The sequence below is a fragment of the Rhizobium sp. J15 genome (assembly GCF_002531825.1).
Classification (GTDB): domain Bacteria; phylum Pseudomonadota; class Alphaproteobacteria; order Rhizobiales; family Rhizobiaceae; genus Rhizobium.
Window position 1 is genome coordinate 21,611 of the sequence record NZ_NWSX01000014.1, and the last position, 25,421, is coordinate 47,031.

Consider the following 25,421-nt stretch of genomic DNA (forward strand, 5'->3'; position numbering starts at 1 on the left):
GCTGGCGCTGCTACGAAATCTCGACAGTGAAGCCGAAGCGCGCCGTCGCGCCGGGCGACAATATGTTGGTAAACGGCCGGCGCGAGAGCTCGCTCGAGGCGCCGGCTTCCGCGGCCGTCCCATGCCACGGCTCGATGCAGATGAAGGGCGCACCCGGCTTGGTCCACAAGGCAAGATTGGGTAGGTTGTCGAAACGGAACCGCAGGCTCGGCCCGCCTTCGGCGCCGTAGCGCAGCCCTTCGCCCGCCCCTTTCGGAAAGATCATCGCATCCTTCTCGAACATGGCGTGATCCAGCACCAGCCGGCCGCTGTCGAAGGGCGAGGGCAGCGGCGCCGGATCGATGAGACCGCCCTCCAGCCGCACGAGCTCCGGCTCACCCTCGTTGTCCAGCATGACCGTGTGGGCGCGCCCGGAAGCATCAGGCAGCGGCCAGACGAAAGCCGGATGGAAGCCGAACCCGAAGGGCATCGGTTTCTGGTCGCGATTGGTGACTTCCGCCGTGACCGTCAAGGCGTGGCCCTCGATTGCATATTCGACGGCGAGGAGAAAATCGAACGGATAGACTGCCCGGGTGGCTTCAGATGCGGCCAACTCGTGCCGGCATGCAGTCGCCGTGGAGCTTGCAAGGGTAAATTCGCTGCGCCGGGCAAAACCGTGCTGCGCCATCGGGTAGACCGTGCCGTCGATCGCGACCTTGTCGTCGGGTGCCTTGCCGACGATCGGAAACAGGATCGGCGATCGCCCTGTCCAAAAGGCCGCGTCGCCCGTCCATAGCCAGGAGCGTCCGTCGCTGGTGGTGAGCGCTTGCATCTCGGCGCCGAGAGAGGAAACGTCTACGGTGAGATCCTGATTGCCGATCCGGATTGAGCTTGGCATCGCAATTTCCCTTCACGCTGGTTCGGTACCAAAGCCATATCTTTCCGCGTTGGGAATTTCCACTCGTTAGGGAAAGGCGGGCGGTCACGGCCTCAATCTTTCTCCGGCCCGCTCCAGGTCTTGCGGCCCGGAAGCGAATGAAGGTTTTGTGCTTTTCATATGCCGATCGGGCAACTAACCATATCGGTGATCATCGTTTCGAAAGGCGGCGTGTTTGACGAATTTCAGACAATTGGAGGTGCTGCGAACGTTGCTGGCGACCGGATCGACGATTGCCGCGGCAAAGAGCATGGGGCTCAGCCAGTCCGGCGTCAGCCGCCTTCTGCAGCAACTCGAAACCGATCTTTCGCTCACGCTTTTCGCGCGTGAAAAAGGACGGCTGATTCCGACGCCGGAAGCGCTGATTCTCGCGCGGGACGCCGAGAACATACTTCTCGGTATCGACCGCTTCTCCGGTCTGGCAGAGGATCTACGCACCGGCGCGGCCGGTCCTGAGGTCGTCAGGATCGGCCTGCCGAGCAGCATGTGGGAGGATTTCGCCCCGGCAATGCTCGTCGATTACGCGAAGGATTTTCCCGGCGTCCGCATCGAAACCTTCTTTGAGACGACGACTGCGATCACAAGGCTGGTGGAGCAGCGCATCATCGATTTCGGTTTCCTGCGTTATGAAGGCGAAACGGGACCGGGCATCGAGATGGAGCCGGTCGCCACCGGTGTCAGCGTCTGTGTCATCCAGAAGGACCACCCTCTCGCGGAACTGAACGAGATCGCGCCGAAGGATCTGCGCAATATTCCGCTGATCCTGATCGGCCGCCAGCGGCCGACGCGCATGCTGCTCGACCAGGTCTTCAAACGGGCAGGGGTGAAACAGAACGTCAAGATCGAGACGCATACCAACAGTTCGGCCTGCGCCTATGCCGCCCACGGCCTGGGCGTCGCCATCCTCAGCAGCTTCTACGCCAACCTTTACCGTCACCTGCCGGTCGTCCAGCGGCCCTTCGTGCCGCAGTCGACGCAGGAGTTCGGTCTGGCCAAGCCGGCCGGCCAGCCGCCGTCGCTTGCCGCGCAAGCGCTGATGGACGCGTTGAAACGCCAGATCGCCCTATCGCAGAAATAACAGCAAAACGAGTGGGATAAGCTTCGTCCGCACAAGCTGCGGAGCCGAAATGCTTCGTCCGCTTCTGCATAGGAGTATGACGAAACTGCATAATATTGCAGGTATTTCTCAAATCCATCATAGTTCTCGCAAAATAAACGCATGAAAGCGGCGGATCGCCGCCAACCATGTTCCAGGGGAACTGATGCTCAGATTCATTATCAACCGCCTTCTCATGGCGCTGCCGACAGTGGTGATCGTTTCGATCACCGTCTTCGCGCTCATTCGTTTCATTCCCGGCGATCCCGCCGCGCTGATGCTCGGCGATATGGCCGAGCCGGAACAGATCGCCGCCATGCGCTCCGAACTCGGGCTCGACAAGTCGATCCCGCAGCAATTCCTCATCTGGGGGGAGAACGTGCTGACCGGCGATTTCGGCCGGTCGATCGTCAATAACGAGCCGGTCCTGCCGCTGGTTGCCGCGCGTTTCATGATCAGCGCCGAGATCGTCCTGATCGCCGTTGCGCTTGCGAGCCTCATTGCCGTTCCCGCCGGCGTCATCGCCGCCTGGCGGCAGAACAGCATCACCGATCTCGCGCTGGTGGGCACGGCGACCGTGCTGCTGTCGATCCCGACCTTCTGGCTCGGCCTGCTGCTGCTTCTGCTGTTCGGTTTGAAGCTCGGCTGGCTGCCGGTGCTGGGCTACGTCTCGATCGGCAGTAATTTCTGGGGCGGCTTGATCTATCTCGTCCTGCCGATCATGACGCTCGTCATCCATGAGATGGGCGTGCTCATCCGGATGGCGCGCGCCTCGACGCTGGAAGTGCTGCGGCTCGATTACATCACCCATGCCCGCGCCAAGGGGCTGTCGGAAAGCGCCGTGCTCTGGAAACACGCGTTCAAGAATGCATTCGGCCCGACCTGGACGATGATCGGGCTCATTCTCGGCAATCTGCTCGGCGGCATCGCCGTCATCGAAACGGTTTTCACCATTCCGGGTCTCGGCCGGCTAATGGTCGACAGCATTTTCGCCCGTGACTACCCGGTCATCCAGGGCTGCCTGCTTTTCGTCGCGATCTCCTATGTGCTGGTCAACCTGATTGTCGACCTGCTCTATCCGCTCTTCGATCCGCGCGTGGTGGCAGAATGAGAAACCTCACTCTGAACGGCCTCATCGGCGGCCTGCTGATCGCCGCGCTTCTTGCCACCGCCGCGCTCGGTCTCTTCTGGACCCCTTACGATCCGATGAAGCTGAGCTTCACCGCCCGTCTTGCCGCTCCCGACGCGGCCCATTGGCTCGGCACCGATGAATTCGGCCGCGACGTACTGAGCCGCCTGATGGTCGGCGCCCGCGCCAGCGTCTGGATCGGCTTCCTGACAGTCGCCTTCGCTGCAGTCTGCGGAACGGTGATCGGCATCATCAGCGGCTATGCGCGCGGCTGGGTCGATGCCGCCATCATGGCGATCAACAACGCGTTGCTGGCCTTTCCCGGCATCCTGCTGGCGCTCGGCCTGCTCGCCGTCTTCGGCGCCAACCAATACGGCATCATCTTCGCGCTCGGCATCGCCTATACGCCGTCGATGGCGCGCGTGGTGCGCGGCGCCGTGCTGTCGCTACGCGAACGCGAATTCATCGAGGCATCCAAGGTGATGGGCAATGGCGAGATCTATACGATGGTCCGCCATATCCTGCCGAACTGCCTGGCGCCGATCACGGTTCTCTCCACGTCGATGTTCGGCTGGGCGATCCTTTCCGAAAGCGCGCTCAGCTTCCTCGGCCTCGGCGTGCCGCCGCCGGCGCCGACCTGGGGCAACATGCTGGCCGCCGGCCGGCCCTTCATCGAGCAGGCGGTCTGGCTCGGGCTCTTCCCCGGTCTCTGCATCGCGCTCACCCTTCTCGGCATCAACCTTCTGGGCGACGCGCTCCGCGACAAGCTCGATCCGCGTATGAGAGGCCTGAAATGACCAAGGAAAGCCTTCTCAGCGTCCGCAGCCTGTCGCTCCAGGTCGCCCATCGCGGCATCGATGTCGTCAGGGATGTCAGCTTCGATATCGAAGCCGGGGAAATCTTCGGCATCGTCGGCGAAAGCGGCTCCGGCAAGACGCTGGCGACCCGCGCTCTGATCTCGCTCCTGCCGCCAGCCGTCAGGGTCACGGGCGGCACGGTCAGCTACAAGGGGCGCAATGTGCTGGCGATGAGCGACAGCGCGCTGCGGCAACTGCGCGGCGCCGAAATCGGCGTCGTCTTTCAGGAACCGATGACCTCGCTCAATCCGTCGATGACGATCGGCCGGCAGCTTGAGGAAGGGCTGATCCTCCATACGAAGATGCCGCCGGAGGAACGCCGCAGCCGCATTCTCGATATGCTCGCCCGCGTCGGCATCCGCGATCCCGAAGGGGCGCTGCCGGCCTATCCGCATGAATTCTCCGGCGGCATGCGCCAACGCATCATGCTGGCTTCGGTGATGCTGCTGAAGCCGGCGCTCCTGATCGCCGACGAGCCGACGACGGCACTCGACGCCGTCATCCAGCGCGACGTCATGGAACTGATGGTCGAGCTGACGCGGGCCGAAGGCACCGCCGTCCTGCTCATCAGCCACGATCTGCCGATGGTGGCGCGTTACACCAGCCGGATCGTCGTGATGGAAAAGGGCGCGATCGTCGAACAGGGAACCACCGAGCAACTGCTCGAGGCGCCGCGCCACCCCTATACGAAGAAATTGCTCTCCTCGCTGCCCTTCCGCGGTGAGACCCGCGCGATCGACCTCACAGCCGCGCCGATGGTGTCGGCGCGCGATATCGTCGTCGATTATGCCGGCCGGAAATCGCTGTTGAAGAAAGCGGCGCCGAAACGTGCGCTGCATGGCGTCAGCATCGACATCCGCGAGGGCGAGGTCGTCGCGCTCGTCGGCGGTTCCGGCTCCGGCAAAACGACGCTCGGGCGCACGATTGCCGGTCTCGTCGATCAGAGCGCAGGCCAGATCCTCTTCCAGGGCCGCGAGCGTGATGCAGACTGGCGCGACTATCGGCTGAATTGCCAGATGGTGTTCCAGGATCCCTATTCCTCGCTCGATCCGCGCATGACGATCGCAGCCCTCGTTGAAGAGGCGCTGCGGCTGGTGCCGGGCATCGACGGCGCGGCGAAGAAAAAACGCGCACTGGAAACATTGGAGGAAGTCGGCCTCGGCGCCGATTATGCCTTGCGGTATCCGCATGAGCTGTCGGGCGGCCAGCGTCAGCGCGTGGCGATCGCCCGCGCCATTGCCCGCCGGCCGAAATTCCTGATCGCCGACGAGCCGGTTTCCGCACTCGACGTGACGGTGCGCGCGCAGGTGCTCGATCTCTTCTCGAATTTGCAGAAGCGCTACGGCTTCTCCTGTCTCTTCATCAGCCATGATCTCGGCGTGGTCGAACAGATCGCCGACCGTGTGGTCGTCATGCAGGACGGCCGGATCATCGAAGAGGGCGACCGCGACACGATCTTCGACAGTCCGAAGGAGGCCTATACGCGCCGCCTCCTTTCGGCAATTCCCGCTCTCGATCAGAACGAGCAGGGCGGCGTGAAACTGAAATGGCGTCTGGAGAACTGAGTTGGACACGGGCACGAATTCAAGCGGGGCCGCCAAGCGGCTGAATGCGATCTGCGATGCGCAGCCCTTCGTTACGCGCTTCATGGCGCGCAATCTTCGGACCGGCGAAACGATCGGCCGCGGCGCCGATGAGGAGACGCCGTCGGCAAGCACGCGCAAGACCTCGATCATGATGGCGGCATTGAAGGCGGTCGAGGACGGCCGCCTCGATCTCGACGAGCAGATCGTTTACGAGAAGCGTCTTGCCGAGGAAGTGGCGAGCGGCATCTTCCGCTATATGACCCCCGGTATCGTCATTTCGCTGCGCGATGCCATCACCGGCATGATGGTGCTGAGCGATAATGTCTGCACCAAGATGGTGTTCGAACGCCTGACGCTCGAGGAAGTCGACAGCTACTGCAAGGCGCTGGGCATGAGCGGCACGCACCATCGCTTCCTGATTCCGCCGCTGGCGCTGTCGCCCGATCATGCGCTCGGTGCGGTCACGACGACGACCGCGGCCGATCAAGTCTTGCTGCTGCAGACCATCCTGGATGCGCAAATTTCGGAAGATGCGACAGCTAGGCTCGGCTGCTCGCGGGCGCTCTGCGCCTTCGCGCTCCAGACGCTGAAAAACCAGGTGCTGCGCTACGGCATTCCCTCGCGGCTGCCGTTCGAAACGATCGTCGCCAGCAAGGGCGGCCGCGGCAAGCGCGGGCGCATGGATGCCGGCATCGTCTTCCGGGATGGGGCGCCGTTCTACATCCTCGCCGCCTATACCGACCAGGTTCCTCAGGTGATGGAAGACGGAACGCCAGGTTACACGATCGCACTCGAAACCATCGGCAGGCTCGCCCGGGCCTGCTGGGAAGAGTTCCAATCATAATCGACAGAGAACAGAAAGAGGGTAGAACAATGAGAAAAATCCTGCTTGCAAGCACCATTTTGCTGGTGATGGCCGGCACGGCGGCAGCCCGCGATATCGTCGTGGCGCAAAGCTCGGACCTGCGCAGCAGCAATCCCGGCGTCAACCGCGACGGCAACACCGACAATGTCATCCTGCATATCGTCGAAGGCCTCGTCGGCTATGCCAACAATGGCGAGGTCAAGCCGCTTCTCGCCAAGACCGTCGACATGTCGGCCGACGGCCTGACCTATACGTTCAAGCTGCGCGACGGCGTGAAGTTCCACAATGGCAAGGTGCTGAGCGCCGATGACGTCGTCTGGAGCTGGAACCGGTACATGGACCCGAAGACCAAGTGGACCTGCATCAACGATTTCAACGGCAGCGGCGTCGTGCACGTCACCGGCATCAAGGCCGTCGACGCCTTGACCGTCGAGATGGTGTTGGAGAAGCCTTCGGCGGTTTTCCTCGGCCTGATGTCGCGCCCGGAATGCGGCTACACCGGCATCATTTCGAAAGACTCCGTTGCCGCCGACGGTACCTTCGTCGCGCCGATCGGTACCGGCCCCTTCAAATGGGATGAGTGGAAGAAGGCCGAATATATTCATCTGACGAAGTTCGCCGACTACGTCTCGCCGGCGAATGACGGCAAGCCCGACGGCGCGGTCGGTTCCAAGCGGCCGCTGGTCGACGGCATCAAGTTCATGGTCATTCCCGATGCCTCGACCGTCAAGGCAGGTCTCGAATCCGGTGTGCTCGACACGGCGGAGATCTCGCCGGACCTGATCCCGGAATTCAAGGCGAGCGACAAGGTTCAGCTGATCATCGCCCGCAACAACGGCAAGAACCTGTTCTACATCCAGACCCGCGATCCGGTCCTCGGCAAGCCGGGCGTGCGCCGCGCCATGGCGCAGGCGCTTGATCTCGACGAACTCGTGGCGGCGGCCTCGAATGGGACCGGCGAAGCCAATGGCTCCATGGTGCCGACGGACTCGGTCTATTTCAGCGAGACGCAGAAGAAGCGCCTTCCCTACGATCTCGAAGCCGCGAAGAAGGAGCTTGCCGAGGCCGGCTACAAGGGTGAGCCGATCACCATCATCGCCAACAAGCGCGGCAATGTGCCGAGCTTCCCGGCAGCCGTCATGGCGCAGGCCATGATGCAGCAGGTGGGCCTCAATGTGCAGATCGAGGTCCTCGACTATGCAACGCAGGTCGATCGCCGCCGGTCCGGCAACTACCAGGTCATCTCGCAGTCGGTGACGCCGCGTCTCGACCCTGCTCTGGCCTACAGTTTCTATGTCGGCGACAAGGATAAGAACGCATCGCTGATGTGGGACAATCCGAAGGCGATTGAACTGCGGAACGCCGCCTACGCCGAAATCGATCCGGAAAAGCGGCAGGCGATCTTCGATCAGTTCCATACGCTGATGCTTGAGGATATGCCCGGCATCTTTCTCTACGACATGGTCGATGTCTGGGGCGCGACGAAGAAGCTGAAGGGCCAGCCCGTCTGGCAGTCGAACGCCCGCCTTTGGGAAGTCTCGCTCGACGACTGAGCCTGTTGCCCAGAGCGTGCCGCGGTTCTGGTGACGACACGCTGAAAAACCAAAGAATTCAACAATGCCGCCGGGCTTCGGTCCGACGGCAGCAGATAGTTTGACGCCGCGGGAAGCGGCGATGCATCAAGGACATGCCATGCCCGACAGAGAAGCTATTTTGACCCTTGCCTCCGTGATCGACGGCATGAAGCCCGAATTCACGGCGCTGAGCGATCAGATATGGGATTTCGCCGAGCTGAAATTCGACGAATACCGTTCCAGCAAACTGCTTGCGGCGACGCTGGAAGAAAACGGCTTTCATGTCCGACGCGGGATCGCCGGGATGGAGACGGCCTTCATCGGTGAATACGGCAGCGGCCGGCCGGTGATCGCTTTTCTCGGCGAATTCGATGCGCTGGCCGGCATGAGCCAGGTCGCCGACGTGGCCGAGGCCAGGCCGATCGCCCCGGATGAGAGCGGTCACGGCTGCGGCCACAATCTTCTCGGCGTCGGCTCGCTGCTCGCGGCGATCGCGCTTGCCAGGCATCTCGAAGAGAAGGGTCTGCCGGGGACCGTGCGTTATTACGGCTGCCCGGGCGAAGAGGGCGGCTCCGGCAAGACTTTCATGGTGCGCGCCGGCGCCTTCGACGATGTCGATGCGGCGCTGACCTGGCATCCGGCGCCCTTCAACGGCGTGCGTTCCACCAACAATCTTGCCGTGCTCGAATATTACTATCGGTTCAAGGGGCTGGCCGCGCACGCTTCGAACAGCGCCCATCTCGGCCGTTCGGCCCTCGATGCGGTCGAGCTTATGAATGTCGGCGTCAATTTCCTCCGTGAGCATATGCCTGCGGACTGCCGCGTGCATTATGCGATCACCGACACCGGCGGCCGGGCGGCAAATGTCGTCCAGGCCAGGGCCGAAGCCCTTTATCTCATCCGCGCGCCCGAGATGCCGCAGGCCATGGCTCTTGCCGAACGCGTCGAGAAGGTGGCGCGCGGTGCGGCGATGATGACCGAGACCGAGGTGGAGGTCGTCTTCGATACCGCCTCCACCAATCTTCTCCCCAATCTGACGCTCGAAGGCGCGATGCACGAGAACATGGTGACGCTCGGGCCCGTGCCCTTCGACGAGGCCGATATCGACTTCGCGCAGAAGATCCAGAACACCTTCACCGAAGAGGCGATCAAAAGCAGCATCCGTCTTTACCAGATCAAAGGCGACGTCTTTTCCAACCAGGCGATCGACGGCTCGACACCGCTGCATCTCGGTCTTCGCGATTTTGAGGGCCAGTCGCATTTCCGCGCCGGCTCCACGGATGTCGGCGATGTCAGCTGGGTGGTGCCGACCGCGCAATGCTGGACGCCCGCCTGGGCGATCGGCACCAATCCGCATACCTGGCAGGTGGTGGCGCAGGGGCGCAGCCGCGCCGCCCACAAGGCGATGGTGCATGCGGCAAAGACGCTGGCGGCGACCGGTTTGTCACTGCTGACCTCTCCCGACCTGCTGGCGCGGGCCAAGGCCGAATGGCGCGACAAGACGAAGGGAGGAGCCTATATCTGCCCGATACCGGCGGCGGTGAAGCCGGGAAAGGCGCATGCTCGCGGGTGAGGTGACATAGGCGGTAGCAATACCGCGACGGGTTATTTCCGCACCGCACCCAAGCGCGCGAGCACCTCGTTCGGGATGCCGTAGCGCTGAATGGCATCGCGGTTGTTCCGCAATCCGCAGATCTCGCGCTGGATGAAGAATGCCCAGACGGCGTCGGAGGCTTCGTTGACGAGCCGCTCGCGCTCCGCGGCGCTCTGGCGCTCGGCGGACCAGGATTTCAGGCTGGCGAGTGCCGCTTCGACTTTCAGCCCGTGACGCCCGAGCGCATCGGCGCGTTCCGACATCAGCTCGTATTCGAGCACGTTGAAGCCGTTGGCATTCTGCTGGTGCTGTCTGAAGGATTGCGGCGGACGAACGCTCATGGGCACGAATTCCTTTTCGGCGCAGGCATCGACATTATCCAATCCGGCGGCGGAGATCGAGAGGGTCGGACGGGCCTACCCCGCCGTTTCCATGCGTGGTAAGGGGCGCGGTAATTTTTCCAGGTCCTGCGCGCACATCATGATTCGTATCGAGAATATCAGCAAGCAACTCAGCCACCGGATCCTCTTCATCGAGGCGTCGGCAGCGCTCAACAGAGGCGAGAAGATCGGCCTCGTCGGCCCGAACGGCGCCGGCAAGACGACGATCTTCCGGATGATCAACGGCGAAGAGCAGCCCGACGAAGGACAGGTGTCCTGCGAAAAGGGCGTCACCATCGGCTATTTCAACCAGGATGTCGGCGAAATGGCGGGCCACAGCGCCGTCGCCGAAGTGATGAACGGCGCTGGGCCGGTCAGCATCGTTGCCGCCGAGTTGCGCGAGCTCGAAGCCGCCATGGCCGACCCTGACAGGGCGGGCGACATGGAAGAGATCATCGAGCGTTACGGCGAGGTGCAGGCACGTTACGAGGAGTTGGACGGCTATGCGCTCGATGGGCGCGCCCGCGAAGTGCTTGCGGGCCTCAGCTTCAGCCAGGAAATGATGGACGGCGACGTCGGCGCGCTGTCGGGCGGCTGGAAGATGCGCGTCGCGCTCGCCCGCATCCTGCTGATGCGGCCCGACGTCATGCTGCTCGACGAACCGAGCAACCATCTCGATCTCGAAAGCCTGATCTGGCTCGAAGAGTTCCTGAAGGGCTATGAGGGCGCCCTCTTGATGACCTCGCACGACCGCGAGTTCATGAACCGCATCGTCAACAAGATCCTCGAGATCGACGGCGGCGGACTGACGACCTATTCCGGCGACTATGAATTCTACGAGCAGCAGCGGGCGCAGAACGAGAAGCAGCAGCAGGCTCAGTTCGAGCGCCAGCAGGCGATGCTCGCCAAGGAAATCAAGTTCATCGAGCGGTTCAAGGCGCGCGCCTCGCATGCCTCGCAGGTGCAGAGCCGGGTGAAGAAGCTGGAGAAGATCGACCGGGTGGAGCCGCCCAAGCGCCGCCAGTCGGTCGCTTTCGAGTTCCAGGCCGCACCGCGCTCCGGCGAGGACGTGGTCAGCCTGAAGAACGTCCATAAGAAATATGGCAGCCGAAGCATTTATGAGGGACTGGATTTCATGGTGCGGCGGCGCGAGCGCTGGTGCATCATGGGCATTAACGGCGCCGGCAAATCAACGCTTTTGAAGCTGGTGACGGGCACGACCACGCCTGACCAGGGCAGCGTCGCTCTCGGCGCCAGCGTCAAGATGGGCTATTTCGCCCAGCACGCCATGGATATCCTCGACGGCGAGCGCACCGTCTTCCAATCTCTGGAAGACCGGTTCCCGCAGGCAGGGCAAGGGCCTTTGCGCGCGCTCGCCGGATGTTTCGGCTTTTCCGGCGACGATGTCGAGAAACGCTGCCGCGTGCTTTCCGGCGGCGAGAAGGCCCGTCTGGTCATGGCGATGATGCTCTTCGATCCGCCGAACCTGCTGGTGCTCGACGAGCCGACGAACCACCTCGATCTCGACACCAAGGAAATGCTGATCAAGGCGCTCTCGCAATATGAGGGCACCATGCTCTTCGTCTCGCACGACCGGCATTTCCTCGCCGCGCTTTCCAACCGCGTGCTGGAGCTGACGCCGGATGGCATCCACCAATATGGCGGCGGCTACACGGAATATGTGGCGCGCACCGGCCACGAGGCGCCCGGCCTGCGAAGCTGACGATCTTCTTCCCGGGCCATGTCTGGGAAGTCGCGCGGGAACTGAGCTAGCCGCGGCCGGTTCCTGCAGCGAGGGGCAAGTTCGGCCGATATTGCGGTCGCTTGCCACGATGATGACCTATTTCCGTGGTGTTGCGAGCCCTCTTGGGGCAATCAGGGCGGGCGCAGCATGGACTGGATCAATCGCTATATCGATCAGCCGTTATTGAACGGCGCCGCGGGCTTGCTGCGGGCTTGGCACATTCGGACGCGCCAGCCGCCGGAGCTGCTGGAGCCGACGTGGAATCTGGCCGTGCTCTCCTTCCTCCTCGTCGCGAGCGGACAATTTATGGCGGGCAGGGCTTTCGCGCTCAGCGTCGTCGCGCTGGTCATGCTGGCGCTGCCTTCCGCGCGAAAGCTGTTTTCGGCGATGAAGGCTGGCAGCAGCGCCTATGGCGCGCGGGAATATAAGTCGCTGCGTGCGCGCGCCGTCACCAAACGCGAGGCGGAGTGGTCGGTGCGGTTGGTCGTCCTGTTCGCATCCGCCTGCCTCCCCTTCGTCGCACGGATCGATGATCCCGTCGGGGCCTGCTTCATGCTGGGCGCGAGCGTCTGGTTCGTGTTGACCGGCCCGCTCAAGGCCTATCTCGAAGCGGCCGAACCTCCGGAGCCGAACGAGGGCGACCGGATGTATAACGGCGTTTTCCATTTCGGCTGAACAAAGCCGATGCGGCGCTCCCTGCGCCGTCCGTGAGCGGGCAGGGAACCAAAAGCCGGCGGTCTCCGTTATGCCAGCAGCAACGTAAGAGGAGATCGCGATGCTTTATTACGCTTTGGTATTTCTCGTTGTGGCCTTGATTGCCGGCGTCCTTGGATTTGGCGGCATCGCCGGGGCTTCAGCTTCCATTGCCCAGGTTCTGTTCTTCATTTTCCTGGTGCTGTTCGTCGTATCGCTCGTCATGCGCTTCATGCGCAGAGTATAGTGCCGACGGATCGAGTATAAAAACCCGGCGAAACCATCGCCGGGTTTTTCTTTACTGAAGGTTGCCGTCCCGATCGCGATCGGCCGTTGCGAAATCCGCCATCACCCGCTGTATGAATTCGCTCCTGTTGATGCGGCCGTCCTTGTTGGCGTCCGTCAGGGTGAATTGCTCGACGGTCAGGATCTGCACCGTCTCGTCGCTTTGCAGGCTGCCGTCCTTGTTCTTGTCGAGATTTCCGAAGGCCGTGCCCATGAAGGCTTCGTATTCGGAACGATCGACCGTCTTGCTGGAATTGACGTCAAGCTTGTCCATCTGCCCCTGATACATCGAGGCGGCCTGTTGGGCGAGCACGCCGGTGGGTTGGAACAGGGCGACTGCCGTCACGAAAGCCAAGATCTTCATCGCTATACCCCCTCGATTATTTGCAAGCCAGGCGATTGCCCACGAAACCGCCGCCGCCGATACCGGCGCCGATGGCGAGAACCTGGCCGGTGCCGGCCCCGATGGTGCTGCCGATCAAGCCGCCGACGATCGCGCCGCCGACGGTGCCGGCAATACAGCCGAATTCGGAATTCCGGTCCGAGACGGATTGAGACGTGGTCCTGGACTGACAGGCGGATACCGCAAGGCATCCTGCGAGCATGATGGTGGTGTGTTTGCGCATTTTTCCCTCCCGATGAACTCTGCGCCGCCATTTCCAATAGAAATCGGCGGGCGTGCCGTTAGCCGGCCCCGGCAAAATAATCATCTGACATGCATCTCGAATTTCAGCCGGCATTGCTGCTTAAAAGCAGAAACAGAATGCCGGAAGAGCGTGCGGACATTCTGTTGTCATGCCGGGAATCGGTATTTCGATTCTTCTTATTTGTTGCTGTGCAGCAGGAAATTTCAGGAATACTACAGCTATACATGGGCTGTGGCAACCTATGCGGTCACCGCAACATCGAGGTCGATGCTGCCCGGTGCAGTTTCGGCAAAATCAGCATGTGCCTTTCCTGCAACCATTCCTGACAAGATCGTGAAATGGCGCATGGGGGTAGCATGGTGCCTTCGAAATGTCCCAATGGGGCTGAACCGTAGGCCTGTCGCTTGCGCGTCCCGCGCGCTTTGACCCGCGACGCGAAAACGGCGCCGATCTGGGATCGTTTACGGTCCCATCCGTTATCCGGTGCCGGCAGCCGGGTATTCCCGTCACGATTTGAGAAGGAGAGACTTATGAACAAAACTCTTGCGACGGCCTTTGCCGCGGTATCGTTGACGTTTGTCGGCGCGGGGGTGGCTGGTGCCGCCGATCCCGTCACCAGGACATATGAAGAGCCGGATCTGCGCAATGGCGTGAAGATCGGCTATCTCACCTGCGATATCAGCGGCGGCACGGGCTACGTGCTCGGTTCGTCCAAGGAAGCCGATTGCGTCTTCCAGTCGATCGTCGGCAACGAGCTCGTCGATCACTATACCGGCGAAGTCAGAAAGCTCGGCATCGATCTCGGTTTCACCACGCGCAGCCGCCTGATTTGGGCCGTCTTCGCGCCGACCGCCGGCTATCACCGCGGATCGCTTGCCGGCCTCTATGTCGGCGCCAGCGCCGAAGCGACGGTCGGTGCCGGTGTCGGCGCCAATCTCCTGATCGGCGGCACGTCCGGCTCGATCCATCTGCAGACGGTCAGCCTCACCGGCCAGCTCGGCCTCAACGTTGCCGCCGGCAGCGCATCGATGACGCTCACCCCGGCGAATTGACAGGCCTTTGACGCGTCCCTGCCGCGACGCGGCGGGGGCGTCCCCTTCTTGAAATTGGTTCCCTCCCACGCCCAAACCGGATCGCCAATGGATATTCGAATGGCAACGCCCGAGGAGGACGAGATCCTGGCCGGGCACTATCTGAAGATCTGGGACAGTTACGGCACGCCGCCGGAACATTACAGCGTGGATGCGGCGGCGCGGATCTTGTCTTTCCTCAGAAGCGGCCGGGCGGAGCGGAGCCTCGCCTCGTTCCTCGCCGTCGTCGACGGTGAAATCGCCGGTTCCGTATCCTGCCAGCTGCACCAATCGCCTTTTCCCGAGGTCATCCGGGAGGAGCAGCGGCTGCTTGGTTATATCTGGTCCGTCTATGTCGCGGATGCCTTCCGCAGGCGCGGCATCGCGCTGGCGCTGACCAAAGAGGCTGTCGGCTACCTGAAATCGATCGGCTGCACGACGGCTGTCATCCATGCCTCGGATGCCGGCGAACCGGTTTACCGGGCTGTCGGTTTCGAAATAGCCAAGGAGATGCGCATGAAGCTTGTGGAGGAGTAGCAGGCGCAGTCTCGCTAGCCTTTCGCCCGGCCAGGTGCGGTGAAGGCGGCGATCGTCTCCTCGTTGTGGCCCGCCTCGCGCAGAAAGCGGCCGGCAAATTCGATGGCCGGGCTCCGCAGTGCGTCGTCCGGCCGGATCAGGTGGAAGGCCACGTGCGAATCGAGCGTACGTTCCGACACTGCGACGACACGCCCGGCGGCCAGCGCCGCATCCGATAGGGGAGGGCGGGCCAGCGCGATGCCGAGCCCCTGGGCACAGGCATCCATCACCAGATTATAGTCCTCGAAGCGCCGGTCCTGGCCGCGCGGCGTATAATCGATACCTTCGCGCGAGAGCCAGCGGCGCCAGCCTTCGATATTCGAATCGTGAATGATCGGCAGGTCGAGCAGCGAAAGGGCGTCCGAGCGTTGCCCGAGCTGCTTCGCCAGTTCGGGGGCGGCAATGGGAAAGGATTTCTCCCGCCAGAGCGGCAGGGCGCGCACACCGGCCCAGGGACCCTTGCCGCAACGGATGGCGAGATCCGTGCCTTCGCCGAAATCCGCCAGCCGATGTTCTAGTGTCAGTTCGACATGCAGCTCGTTTCCTTCGAGCTTCGCCAGCCGCGGAAACAGCCACAATGAGGCTACCGAAGGCGTCACCGAAAGGCGCACCACCGCCTTGTTCGGCCGGGGCAGCCAGCGCTCGCCGCTGTTGCCGAGCAGGGAAAGCGCTTCCTCGGCACGCGCGAAAAACCGCATGCCCTCCGGCGTCAGCCGCACGCCGCGCGCTTCGCGCGCAAAGAGGCGCACGCCCATCCAGCGCTCGAGCCGCGAAACCTGGCGCGACACTGCGCCATGGGTGAGACCGCTTTCCTCGGCCGCGGCCGAAAAAGATCCAAGCCGGGCGGCGCGGGCAAAGGTCTCGAGCGTATCGAGCGGCGGCAGGACTGGTGAGCTGTGAACCATGCGCACATTTGATCATCGATTGCGGTGCTTTTCAAGCATGCATCGAAAGCCTAATTCATTCTCACACGCACAGATGGAGGCGAAAATGAGCATGGCGGCAAGCACACCGGTCCCGGCGAAACAGCAAGGCGCATTCGATCTGGTGGCCTTTGCGGCGATCGTCGTCACCATTCTGTTCTGGGCTTCCTCCTTCGTGGTGATCCGCATCTGCCTCGGGCCGCTGACGCCGATCGAACTGGCGACGGCGCGTTATGTGGCGGCCGGCGTCCTCGCCCTCGTCTACCTCGCCATCTACCGGCCGATGCCGGAAAAGCGCGATTTCTTCCGCCTTTCCGTCGCTGCCGTGCTCTTCATCGCCGCCTATGCGGTTCTGTTGAACACCGGCGAGCAGACCGTGGCGGCGGGACCGGCAAGCTTCATCATCAATACCATGCCTGTCTTCACCGCCCTCATCGCCACATTCGCGCTCGGCGAGCGCTTCGGCCGTTGGGGCTGGGCGGGCACCGCGGTTTCCTTCGGCGGCGTGGCGCTGATTGCGGTCTCCTCGGACGGCGGCTTCAAGCTCGATCCCAACGCCGTGCTGATCCTCGGCGCAGCGCTCTGCTCGGCGATCGCCAGCGTGCTGCAGAAGCCGCTGCTCGGCCGCCTGCCGGCACTTGCGGTCACCGCCTGGATCCTGTTGATCGGCTCCGTGCCGCTGTTTCCGGCCGTCCCGGCGACGATCCGCGCGCTGGCTGCCGCCCCGGCCGAGGTCAATTGGGGCGTCGCCTATCTCGTCATCTTCCCGACGGCGATCGGCTATCTCACCTGGGCGATCGCATTGAAGCGGCTGACGGCCGCGCGCGCCTCGAATTTTCTTTACGGCGTCCCGCCAGTCGCAACGCTGATCGGCTTCGTCTGGCTCGGCGAGACGCCGACGGCACTCGGGGCGATCGGCGGCGTCATGGCGATCCTCGGCGTGCTCGTGGTCAACCTCATGCGGAAACGGTAACGGCCGTGCCGCTACCACCAAATTCGGCGGCGAAAGTTCGCCGCCGATAAATAGGCGTTGCGCCGCCGTTCGCTTTCTTTAAAAACGAAAGCAGATCGAAAGGGGGCGCCGATGTTCTTGACCGACCGACAGACTGAAATCGTGGCGATCGCGAAATCGAGCGGCAGGGTTCTGGTCGAGGAGCTTGCCTCCCGCTTCTCGGTGACGCCGCAAACCATCCGCAAGGATCTGAACGATCTCTGCGATGCGCAGGTGCTGACGCGCATCCATGGCGGCGCGACATTCCCGAGCGGAACGGAGAACGTCAAATACGAGGCGCGCCGCCAGATCGCCGCTTCGGAGAAACAGGCGATCGGCGTTGCGGCCGTCGAGTTGATCCCGAGCGGAGCCTCGCTCTTCATCAATATCGGCACGACGACCGAGGCGGTGGGCGAGGCGCTCGCCAATCATCACGAGCTGATGGTGATCACCAATAATATCAACGTTGCCAACAGGTTGCGTCTCTTCCCGGCAATCGAGGTGGTGATCGCCGGCGGGGTCGTGCGCGGTTCGGACGGCGGGATCGTCGGCGAAGCGGCGGTCGATTTCATCCGCCAGTTCAAGGTCGATTATGCCGTGATCGGCGCCTCGGCGATCGATATCGACGGCGCGCTTCTCGACTATGATTTTCGCGAGGTGAAGGTCGCGCAGGCGATCATCGCCAATGCCCGCCACGTCATTCTCGTTGCCGATTCGACGAAGTTCGAACGCACCGCACCGGTCCGGATCGGTCAGCTTTCCCAGGTTCATACCTTCATCACCGACCACTGTCCGGTGCCGTCGATCCGAAATCTTTGCCTGGAAAACAATGTGAAACTGATCGAAACGGGCAGCAGATCGCGATAGATCCGCCAACATTCGTTTGACATTCGTATTTCTTTCGTTTTAACTGATGTCACTTTCGCAATCGCGCAAGTTTTGTGCGATGCGAAATCAGCAGCAGGCTCGGAGGGGCAATTGGGCCGGGAGATATACGACATTTTCGTCATTGGCGGCGGCATTAACGGCTGCGGCATCGCGCGCGATGCCGTCGGGCGCGGCTATTCCGTCGCGCTGGCGGAGATGAACGATTTCGCCTCCGGCACCTCATCCGGCGCCACCAAGCTGATCCATGGCGGCCTGCGTTATCTCGAGCATTACGAATTCCGCCTGGTGCGTGAATCGCTGATGGAGCGCGAGATCCTCTGGGCGATGGCGCCGCACATCATCTGGCCGCTGCGCTTCGTATTACCTTATCATAAGGGCGGTATCCGCCCGGCATGGCTGATCCGGCTCGGCCTTTTCCTCTACGACCATCTCGGCGGCCGCAAGCTGCTGCCGGCGACCTCGGTGCTCGACATGCGCAAGGACCCGGCCGGCAAGCCGCTGAAAGCGTTGTTTACGAGAGCATTCGAATATTCCGACGGCTGGGTCGACGATGCCCGCATGGTCGTGCTGAACGCCCGCGACGCCGCCGACAAGGGTGCCGCGATCATGCCTCGCACCAAAGTGGTGTCGGCAAGGCGCGAGAACGGCGTTTGGCATATCGAGACGATCGATACCGTCACCGGCCGCAACGGCAGCCATCAGGCCCGCATGCTGGTCAATGCCGCCGGCCCCTGGGTCGATCACGTCATCCGCTCCGCTTTCGGTCAGAACGAGGCCCGCCACGTTCGCCTCGTCCAGGGCAGCCATATCGTCGTCAAGAAGAAGTTCGACGACCCGCGCGCCTATTTCTTCCAGAATCCCGACAACCGCATCATCTTCGCCATTCCCTATGAGGGCGACTTCACCCTGATCGGCACGACCGACCGCGATTACACCGCCGATCCCAAGGATGTCCGGATCTCCGAGGAGGAGACCGTCTACCTCTGCAATGCGGCATCGGAATATTTCAAGGAGCCGGTCAAGCCGGAGGATATCGTCTGGACCTATTCGGCGGTGCGGCCGCTTTATGACGACGGCGCCTCGAAGGCGCAGGAGGCGACGCGCGACTATGTGCTGAAGCTCGAGGGTGAAGGCGGCGCCGCGCCGCTGCTCAACGTCTTCGGCGGCAAGCTCACCACCTATCGCCGGCTTTCTGAACATGCGCTGGAAAAGATCGGTGCGGCGATCGGCGTCAAGGGCGCTCCCTGGACGGCGAAGAGCCATCTGCCCGGCGGCAACTTCGCCGTCAAGGGTTATGAGGCCGAGGTCGCCAAGCTGAAAAGCCGCTATCCCTTCCTTGCCGATCCGCATGCGCGCCGGCTGGTGCGCCGTTACGGCACCAGGGCCGAGACGCTGCTCGGCGATGCCCGCGGCATCGAGGATCTCGGACGGCTGTTCGGTGGCGATCTTTACGAGGCCGAGGTCAGATATCTCGTCGAACATGAATGGGCCCGGCACGCCGAAGACGTGCTGTGGAGGAGAACAAAGGATGGTCTGCGCCTTTCGAAGGAGCAGGCTCAGTCACTGGAGGAGTACATGGCTGCCATACCGGCGATGGCCGGATAAGGCGGCGTGTGGTCCCCGCTGCGTGGAGGCAGGGGAATCGGAATGCTGGAACTGCGAAACGCCGCCAAGATGGTGGGGGCGGACTATCATATCTATCCGACCGATCTGGTCCTCGAGCGCGGCACGCTGAACGTCCTGCTCGGGCCGACGCTGTCGGGCAAGACGTCGCTGATGCGGCTGATGGCCGGGCTCGACCGTCCGACCGCAGGCTCCGTCCATTTCGACGGCGCCGACGTCACCGGCATGCCGGTGCAGAAGCGCAATGTCGCCATGGTCTACCAGCAATTCATCAACTACCCGGCGTTGACCGTCTATGAGAACATCGCCTCGCCGATGCGCATATCGGGCAAGGATGCCGCCGCCATCGACCGCGAGGTGCGCAAGGCGGCCGAGCTTCTGAAGCTCACGCCCTATCTCGACCGCACGCCGCTCAATCTCTCCGGCGGCCAGCAGCAGCGCACCGCGCTTGCGCGCGCGCTCGTCAAGAATGCCAGTCTCGTGCTGATGGACGAGCCGCTTGCCAACCTCGATTACAAGCTGCGCGAGGAACTGCGTGAGGAACTGCCGAAGATCTTCGCCCAGTCCGGCGCGATCTTCGTCTATGCGACCACCGAACCGTCCGAGGCACTCCTGCTCGGCGGCAACACGGCGACGCTGAATGAGGGCCGGGTCACCCAGTTCGGGCCGACGATCGACGTTTACCGCCGGCCTGCCGACCTCGCCACCGCCGGCATCTTCGCCGACCCGCCGCTGAACACGCTCGACGTCACCAAATCCGGCAATGTCTTTACGCGTCCGGGCGGGGCGGGGCTTCCAGTTCCCCCGCATCTGGCTGCCGTGCCGGAGGGGCCTGTGACCATCGCTTTTCACCCGCATCATCTCGGCTTCAAGCCGCAGACGGGTGACGCGGCCCGCCTGCAGGCGCGCACGCTGGTTTCGGAGATCACCGGTTCTGAGAGCTTCGTCCACCTGGAATATGACGGCGTGCGCTGGGTGATGCTGGCGCACGGGATTCACGATATCGATCCCGACATGGAGATCGAGGCCTTCCTCGACACGCGCCACCTCTTGGCGTTCGGCGCCGACGGCCGCGCCATCGCTGCAGCCGAAAAGAAGGCATAGGAGAGCACAATGGCACGCATTACGCTCGACCATATCCGCCACGCCTACGGAGCCAATCCGCAGACGGAGAATGATTATTCGCTGAAGGAAGTCGACCACGAGTGGAACGACGGCGGCGCCTATGCGCTGCTCGGTCCTTCCGGCTGCGGCAAGACCACGCTGCTCAACATCATCTCCGGTCTGCTGCAGCCTTCGCATGGCCGCATCCTCTTCGACGGCAAGGATGTGACGAATCTTTCGACGCAGAGCCGCAACATCGCGCAGGTCTTCCAGTTCCCCGTCATCTACGACACGATGACCGTGTACGACAATCTCGCCTTCCCCCTGCGCAATCGCGGCGTGGCGGAAGCCGATGTCGACCGGCGCGTCCGCGACATTCTCGAAATGATCGACCTTGCCGGCTGGGCCAAGCGCAAGGCGCAGGGGCTGACGGCGGATCAGAAGCAGAAGATCTCTCTCGGCCGCGGCCTGGTTCGCAACGACGTCAACGCCATCCTGTTCGACGAGCCGCTGACCGTCATCGATCCGCACATGAAATGGGTGCTGCGCTCGCAGCTGAAACGGCTGCACAAGCAGTTCGGTTTCACCATGGTCTACGTCACCCACGACCAGACCGAGGCGCTGACTTTCGCCGAGAAGGTCGTCGTCATGTATGACGGCCAGATCGTTCAGATCGGCACGCCGGCCGAGCTCTTCGAGCGGCCGAGCCACACCTTCGTCGGCTATTTCATCGGTTCGCCCGGTATGAACGTCATGCCGGCTCAGGTCGACGGCAGCGCCGTCAAGGTCGGGGACGAGGTGCTGACGCTCGATTACGCGCCGAAGACCGCCGGTTCGGTCAAAACCGAGCTCGGTATCCGCCCGGAATTCATCCGTCTCGGACGCGAGGGTATGCCGGTCACGATCAGCAAGGTCGAAGATATCGGCCGGCAGAAGATCGTGCGGGCCCGTTTCGCCGGCCAGCCGCTCGCGATCGTTGTGCCCGAAGATGCCGATATCCCCGCGGATGCCCGCGTCACCTTCGATCCGTCCGCTATCAGCATCTACGCCGACAGCTGGCGTGTCGGCAGGGAGGCCTGAGCCATGCAGAAGACTTGGAACAACAAAGCCTGGTTTCTGGTGTTGCCGGTGCTGCTGCTCGTCGCCTTTTCGGCCGTCATCCCGCTGATGACCGTCGTCAACTATTCGGTCCAGGATACGTTCGGTAACAACGAATTCTTCTGGGCCGGCACCGACTGGTTCATCCAGACGCTGCATTCCGACCGCTTCTGGGAAGCGCTGCAGCGCAACCTGCTGTTCTCCTTCATCATCCTGGCGTTGGAAATTCCGCTCGGGATCTTTATTGCGCTCAACATGCCGAAATCAGGGCCGGGCGTTCCCGTCTGCCTGGTGTTGATGGCGCTGCCGCTGCTCATCCCGTGGAATGTCGTCGGCACCATCTGGCAGGTCTTCGGGCGCGTCGATATCGGCCTGCTCGGCCATACCCTCGAAGCGATTGGCCTCGACTACAACTATGTCCGCGATCCGATTGACGCCTGGGTCACCGTCATCGTCATGGACGTCTGGCACTGGACGAGCCTTGTCGTGCTGCTCTGCTATGCCGGCCTCGTCTCGATCCCCGACGCCTATTATCAGGCCGCCAAGATCGACGGCGCCTCGCGCTGGTCCGTGTTCCGCTACATCCAGCTTCCGAAGATGAAGCGGGTACTGCTGATCGCCGTGCTCCTGCGCTTCATGGACAGCTTCATGATCTACACCGAGCCCTTCGTCGTCACCGGCGGCGGCCCCGGCAACTCGACGACCTTCCTCTCCATCGACCTTGTGAAGATGGCGGTCGGCCAGTTCGATCTCGGCCCGGCGGCGGCAATGTCGATCATCTATTTCCTCATCATCCTGCTGCTCTCCTGGGTGTTCTACACCGTGATGACCAGCAGCGACGCGAGCTAAGGGGGAGGGCAATCATGACCAATAAATTCAAACCTGCAGGCAGCCTCTCCTGGCTCGTCCCGACGATCTACATCATCTTCCTGATCCTGCCGATCTACTGGCTCGTCAATATGAGCTTCAAGGAGAACGCCGAGATCACCGGCGCCTTCTCGCTCTGGCCGACGAACCCGACGCTGCGCAACTACACGGTCATCTTCACCGATCCGTCCTGGTATAACGGCTACATCAACTCGATCATCTACGTGGTGATGAACACGGTGATCTCGGTGGCTGCGGCGCTGCCGGCGGCTTACGCCTTCTCGCGCTACCGTTTCCTCGGCGACAAGCATCTGTTCTTCTGGCTGCTGACCAACCGCATGGCGCCGCCGGCGGTCTTCGCACTGCCCTTCTTCCAGCTCTATTCGGCCTTCGGCCTGATCGACACCCATATCGCCGTGGCGCTTGCCCACTGCCTGTTCAACGTGCCGCTCGCCGTCTGGATCCTTGAAGGTTTCATGTCCGGCGTGCCGAAGGAGATCGACGAGACCGCCTATATCGACGGTTATTCCTTCCCGCGCTTCTTCATCAGGATCTTCATTCCGCTGATCGCAAGCGGTGTTGGCGTGGCGGCATTCTTCTGCTTCATGTTTTCCTGGGTCGAACTGCTGCTTGCCCGCACGCTGACGACGACGGCGGCAAAGCCGATCTCGGCGATCATGACGCGAACGGTCTCCGCCTCCGGCATGGATTGGGGCGTGCTGGCGGCGGCCGGCGTGCTCACCATCATTCCGGGCGCACTCGTCATCTATTTCGTCCGCAACTACATCGCCAAGGGCTTCGCGCTCGGGCGCGTTTGAGGAGGAGACGGTCATGAATTTTTCCTGGATGGCCTGGACGCTGCCGACGGCGCTGTTCTTCCTGACGATCCTGGCGCTTCTGATCGCCATGAGCGTTTGGGAATATTTTTCGCCGGGCGGCTCGCCGCGCATGGGCGTGCTGCGCTTCGAGACGACGCGTGGCGACCGGCTCTTCGTTTCGCTGCTGGGCAGCGCTTTCATTCATCTTGCATGGCTTGGGCTCGCTGGGCCCAACCTGTGGTGGGCTCTTGCCATCTCCGTGGTCTACGCCATCGGCGTGTTCCGCTACGTGTGACGGCAAAGTGAAGACAGATGGCCGGGGGTCCTTGGCCGCCTGAGTATGTGACTGCAATCGCAAACCCTGGGAGGATATTATGCGACGGCACTTATTGACGACGACAGCAGGTCTGCTGCTGGCAATGACCGCATCGGCCTATGCCGGCATGGACGAGGCGAAGACCTTCCTCGACAAGGAAGTTGGCGATCTCTCGACGCTTCCCCGCGCTGACCAGGAAAAGGAAATGCAGTGGTTCGTCGATGCAGCGAAACCCTTCGCCGGCATGGACATCAAGGTCGTTTCCGAAACGATCGCGACACACGAATATGAATCCAAGGTGCTGGCCCCGGCCTTCACCGCCATCACCGGCATCAAGATCACCCACGACCTGATCGGCGAAGGCGACGTCGTCGAAAAGCTGCAGACGCAGATGCAGTCGGGCGAAAACATCTATGACGCCTATATCAACGACTCGGACCTGATCGGCACCCATTGGCGCTATCAGCAGGCCCGCTCGCTGACCGACTGGATGGCCAACGAAGGCAAGGATGTCACCAATCCCGGCCTCGACATCGACGACTTCATCGGCAAGTCCTTCACCACGGCGCCTGACGGCAAGCTCTACCAGCTGCCCGACCAGCAGTTCGCGAACCTCTATTGGTTCCGCTACGACTGGTTCAACGACGAGAAGAACAAGGCCGACTTCAAGGCGAAGTACGGTTACGATCTCGGCGTGCCGGTCAACTGGTCGGCCTATGAGGATATTGCCGAGTTCTTCACCGGCCGCGAGATCGACGGCAAGAAGGTCTACGGCCATATGGACTACGGCAAGAAGGACCCGTCGCTCGGCTGGCGCTTCACCGACGCCTGGCTGTCGATGGCCGGCAACGGCGATAAGGGCATCCCGAACGGCAAGCCGGTCGATGAATGGGGTATCAAGGTCGACGAGAACTCCCGTCCCGTCGGTTCGTGCGTCGCGCGCGGCGGCGACACCAACGGCCCGGCCGCAGTCTACTCCATCCAGAAATATCTGGACTGGATGAAGGCCTATGCACCGGCAGCCGCCCAGGGCATGACCTTCTCCGAATCCGGCCCGGTCCCGTCTCAGGGTGAAGTCGCCCAGCAGATGTTCACCTACACGGCCTTCACCGCCGACTTCGTCAAGGAAGGCCTGCCGGTCGTCAATGCGGACGGTACGCCGAAATGGCGTTTCGCACCGAGCCCGCATGGTGTCTACTGGAAGGACGGCATGAAGCTCGGCTATCAGGACGCCGGCTCCTGGACGCTGATGAAGTCCACGCCGGACGATCGCGCCAAGGCGGCTTGGCTCTATGCCCAGTTCGTGACGTCGAAGACTGTCGACGTGAAGAAGAGCCATGTCGGCTTGACCTTCATCCGCCAGTCGACGCTTGATCACAAGTCCTTCACCGACCGCGCGCCGAAGCTTGGCGGCCTCGTCGAATTCTACCGTTCGCCGGCCCGCCTGCAGTGGTCGCCGACCGGTACGAACGTTCCCGACTATCCGAAGCTGGCACAGCTTTGGTGGCAGGCGATCGGCGACGCCTCTTCCGGCGCGAAGACGGCGCAGGAAGCGATGGACTCGCTGTGCTCCGAGCAGGAAAAGGTGCTCCAGCGTCTGGAGCGGGCCAAGGTCCAGGGCGATATCGGCCCGAAACTCGCCGAAGAGCATGATCTCGCTTATTGGAACGCGGATGCGGTGAAGAAGGGCAACCTTGCGCCGCAGCTGAAGATCGAGAACGAGAAGGAAAAGCCGCTTACCGTCAACTACGACGAACTCGTCAAGAGCTGGCAGAAGTAAG

The 25,421-nt window shown here is 62.4% G+C and carries 25 protein-coding genes and 1 pseudogene; 21 read left to right on the forward strand and 5 right to left on the reverse strand.

The window, feature by feature from the left end:
* Window positions 1-10: 10 nt before the first annotated feature.
* Window positions 11-877, reverse strand: coding sequence for an aldose 1-epimerase family protein (locus CO670_RS14495; protein ID WP_097590866.1), 867 nt, complete (start codon window positions 875-877; stop codon window positions 11-13).
* Window positions 878-1,091: 214 nt separating this feature from the next.
* Between CO670_RS14495 and CO670_RS14500 the strand changes: the two genes are divergently transcribed.
* The 7 genes from CO670_RS14500 (at window position 1,092) to CO670_RS14530 (ending at window position 9,596) form a co-directional block, all read left to right on the forward strand.
* Window positions 1,092-1,994, forward strand: coding sequence for a LysR family transcriptional regulator (locus CO670_RS14500; RefSeq protein WP_088678067.1), 903 nt, complete (start codon window positions 1,092-1,094; stop codon window positions 1,992-1,994).
* Window positions 1,995-2,178: 184 nt separating this feature from the next.
* Window positions 2,179-3,123 carry an ABC transporter permease gene (locus CO670_RS14505; protein ID WP_097590867.1) on the forward strand — a complete coding sequence of 315 codons (945 nt, stop codon included), beginning with the start codon at window positions 2,179-2,181 and terminating at the stop codon, window positions 3,121-3,123.
* Entirely contained in the window at window positions 3,120-3,938 is an 819-nt protein-coding gene (locus CO670_RS14510) for an ABC transporter permease (RefSeq protein WP_097590868.1), read from the forward strand. The genes CO670_RS14505 and CO670_RS14510 overlap by 4 nt, the downstream gene beginning before the upstream one ends.
* Window positions 3,935-5,563: an ABC transporter ATP-binding protein gene (locus tag CO670_RS14515; protein ID WP_097590869.1), complete on the forward strand. Its 1,629-nt coding sequence runs from the start codon at window positions 3,935-3,937 to the stop codon at window positions 5,561-5,563. Before CO670_RS14510 ends, CO670_RS14515 begins: the two co-directional genes overlap by 4 nt.
* An 82-nt stretch (window positions 5,564-5,645) precedes the next feature.
* Window positions 5,646-6,428, forward strand: a complete 783-nt coding sequence (locus CO670_RS14520; protein ID WP_097590958.1) for a serine hydrolase — start codon at window positions 5,646-5,648, stop codon at window positions 6,426-6,428.
* A gap of 29 nt (window positions 6,429-6,457) precedes the next feature.
* Window positions 6,458-8,002 carry an ABC transporter substrate-binding protein gene (locus CO670_RS14525; RefSeq protein ID WP_097590870.1) on the forward strand — a complete coding sequence of 515 codons (1,545 nt, stop codon included), beginning with the start codon at window positions 6,458-6,460 and terminating at the stop codon, window positions 8,000-8,002.
* Between the two features lie 139 nt (window positions 8,003-8,141).
* Entirely contained in the window at window positions 8,142-9,596 is a 1,455-nt protein-coding gene (locus CO670_RS14530; RefSeq protein ID WP_097590959.1) for a M20 family metallopeptidase, read from the forward strand.
* A gap of 32 nt (window positions 9,597-9,628) precedes the next feature.
* Here CO670_RS14530 and CO670_RS14535 read toward each other — a convergent pair whose 3' ends face one another.
* Window positions 9,629-9,958 (reverse strand): DUF6665 family protein, encoded by a 330-nt coding sequence (locus tag CO670_RS14535; protein WP_097590871.1) that lies wholly within the window; start codon window positions 9,956-9,958, stop codon window positions 9,629-9,631.
* Between the two features lie 139 nt (window positions 9,959-10,097).
* Here CO670_RS14535 and CO670_RS14540 point away from each other — a divergent pair, with 139 nt between their 5' ends.
* The 3 genes and pseudogenes from CO670_RS14540 (at window position 10,098) to CO670_RS14550 (ending at window position 12,681) form a co-directional block, all read left to right on the forward strand.
* Window positions 10,098-11,720, forward strand: coding sequence for an ABC-F family ATP-binding cassette domain-containing protein (locus tag CO670_RS14540; RefSeq protein ID WP_097590960.1), 1,623 nt, complete (start codon window positions 10,098-10,100; stop codon window positions 11,718-11,720).
* A 109-nt stretch (window positions 11,721-11,829) separates the two neighbouring features.
* A pseudogene (locus CO670_RS14545) lies at window positions 11,830-12,416 on the forward strand (hypothetical protein).
* 100 nt (window positions 12,417-12,516) lie between these two features.
* The gene (locus CO670_RS14550; RefSeq protein WP_003571841.1) at window positions 12,517-12,681 is read left to right on the forward strand and encodes a DUF1328 domain-containing protein; all 165 of its coding nucleotides are present in this window, start codon (window positions 12,517-12,519) and stop codon (window positions 12,679-12,681) included.
* 51 nt (window positions 12,682-12,732) lie between these two features.
* Here CO670_RS14550 and CO670_RS14555 read toward each other — a convergent pair whose 3' ends face one another.
* On the reverse strand, window positions 12,733-13,083 hold the full coding sequence (locus CO670_RS14555) for a hypothetical protein (RefSeq protein WP_097590873.1): 351 nt from the start codon (window positions 13,081-13,083) through the stop codon (window positions 12,733-12,735).
* 16 nt (window positions 13,084-13,099) lie between these two features.
* Window positions 13,100-13,345 (reverse strand): hypothetical protein, encoded by a 246-nt coding sequence (locus CO670_RS14560; RefSeq protein WP_097590874.1) that lies wholly within the window; start codon window positions 13,343-13,345, stop codon window positions 13,100-13,102.
* Between the two features lie 551 nt (window positions 13,346-13,896).
* Between CO670_RS14560 and CO670_RS14565 the strand changes: the two genes are divergently transcribed.
* Window positions 13,897-14,418, forward strand: coding sequence for a DUF992 domain-containing protein (locus tag CO670_RS14565; RefSeq protein ID WP_097590875.1), 522 nt, complete (start codon window positions 13,897-13,899; stop codon window positions 14,416-14,418).
* Window positions 14,419-14,505: 87 nt separating this feature from the next.
* Window positions 14,506-14,973 (forward strand): GNAT family N-acetyltransferase, encoded by a 468-nt coding sequence (locus tag CO670_RS14570; RefSeq protein ID WP_097590876.1) that lies wholly within the window; start codon window positions 14,506-14,508, stop codon window positions 14,971-14,973.
* A 14-nt stretch (window positions 14,974-14,987) separates the two neighbouring features.
* Here the strand turns inward: CO670_RS14570 and CO670_RS14575 are convergent, their stop codons facing one another.
* Window positions 14,988-15,917 (reverse strand): LysR substrate-binding domain-containing protein, encoded by a 930-nt coding sequence (locus CO670_RS14575; RefSeq protein ID WP_097590877.1) that lies wholly within the window; start codon window positions 15,915-15,917, stop codon window positions 14,988-14,990.
* A 73-nt stretch (window positions 15,918-15,990) separates the two neighbouring features.
* Between CO670_RS14575 and CO670_RS14580 the strand changes: the two genes are divergently transcribed.
* The 9 genes from CO670_RS14580 to CO670_RS14620 all read left to right on the forward strand — a co-directional run bounded on the left by CO670_RS14580 (window position 15,991) and on the right by CO670_RS14620 (window position 25,420).
* Entirely contained in the window at window positions 15,991-16,908 is a 918-nt protein-coding gene (locus CO670_RS14580) for a DMT family transporter (RefSeq protein ID WP_097590878.1), read from the forward strand.
* 111 nt (window positions 16,909-17,019) lie between these two features.
* Entirely contained in the window at window positions 17,020-17,793 is a 774-nt protein-coding gene (locus CO670_RS14585) for a DeoR/GlpR family DNA-binding transcription regulator (protein ID WP_097590879.1), read from the forward strand.
* Between the two features lie 111 nt (window positions 17,794-17,904).
* The gene (gene glpD / locus CO670_RS14590) at window positions 17,905-19,419 is read left to right on the forward strand and encodes a glycerol-3-phosphate dehydrogenase (RefSeq protein ID WP_097590880.1); all 1,515 of its coding nucleotides are present in this window, start codon (window positions 17,905-17,907) and stop codon (window positions 19,417-19,419) included.
* 42 nt (window positions 19,420-19,461) lie between these two features.
* Window positions 19,462-20,541 (forward strand): ABC transporter ATP-binding protein, encoded by a 1,080-nt coding sequence (locus CO670_RS14595; protein ID WP_097590881.1) that lies wholly within the window; start codon window positions 19,462-19,464, stop codon window positions 20,539-20,541.
* 9 nt (window positions 20,542-20,550) lie between these two features.
* A complete protein-coding gene (locus CO670_RS14600) occupies window positions 20,551-21,621 on the forward strand; it encodes an ABC transporter ATP-binding protein (RefSeq protein WP_097590882.1) in 1,071 nt (356 codons plus the stop codon).
* 3 nt (window positions 21,622-21,624) lie between these two features.
* The gene (locus tag CO670_RS14605) at window positions 21,625-22,488 is read left to right on the forward strand and encodes a sugar ABC transporter permease (protein ID WP_088678084.1); all 864 of its coding nucleotides are present in this window, start codon (window positions 21,625-21,627) and stop codon (window positions 22,486-22,488) included.
* 14 nt (window positions 22,489-22,502) lie between these two features.
* Complete coding sequence (locus CO670_RS14610) at window positions 22,503-23,324, forward strand: carbohydrate ABC transporter permease (RefSeq protein ID WP_010027958.1); 822 nt, start codon at window positions 22,503-22,505, stop codon at window positions 23,322-23,324.
* 13 nt (window positions 23,325-23,337) lie between these two features.
* Entirely contained in the window at window positions 23,338-23,619 is a 282-nt protein-coding gene (locus CO670_RS14615; protein WP_097590883.1) for a DUF2160 domain-containing protein, read from the forward strand.
* 79 nt (window positions 23,620-23,698) lie between these two features.
* A complete protein-coding gene (locus CO670_RS14620) occupies window positions 23,699-25,420 on the forward strand; it encodes an ABC transporter substrate-binding protein (protein ID WP_088678086.1) in 1,722 nt (573 codons plus the stop codon).
* Window position 25,421 lies beyond the last annotated feature (1 nt).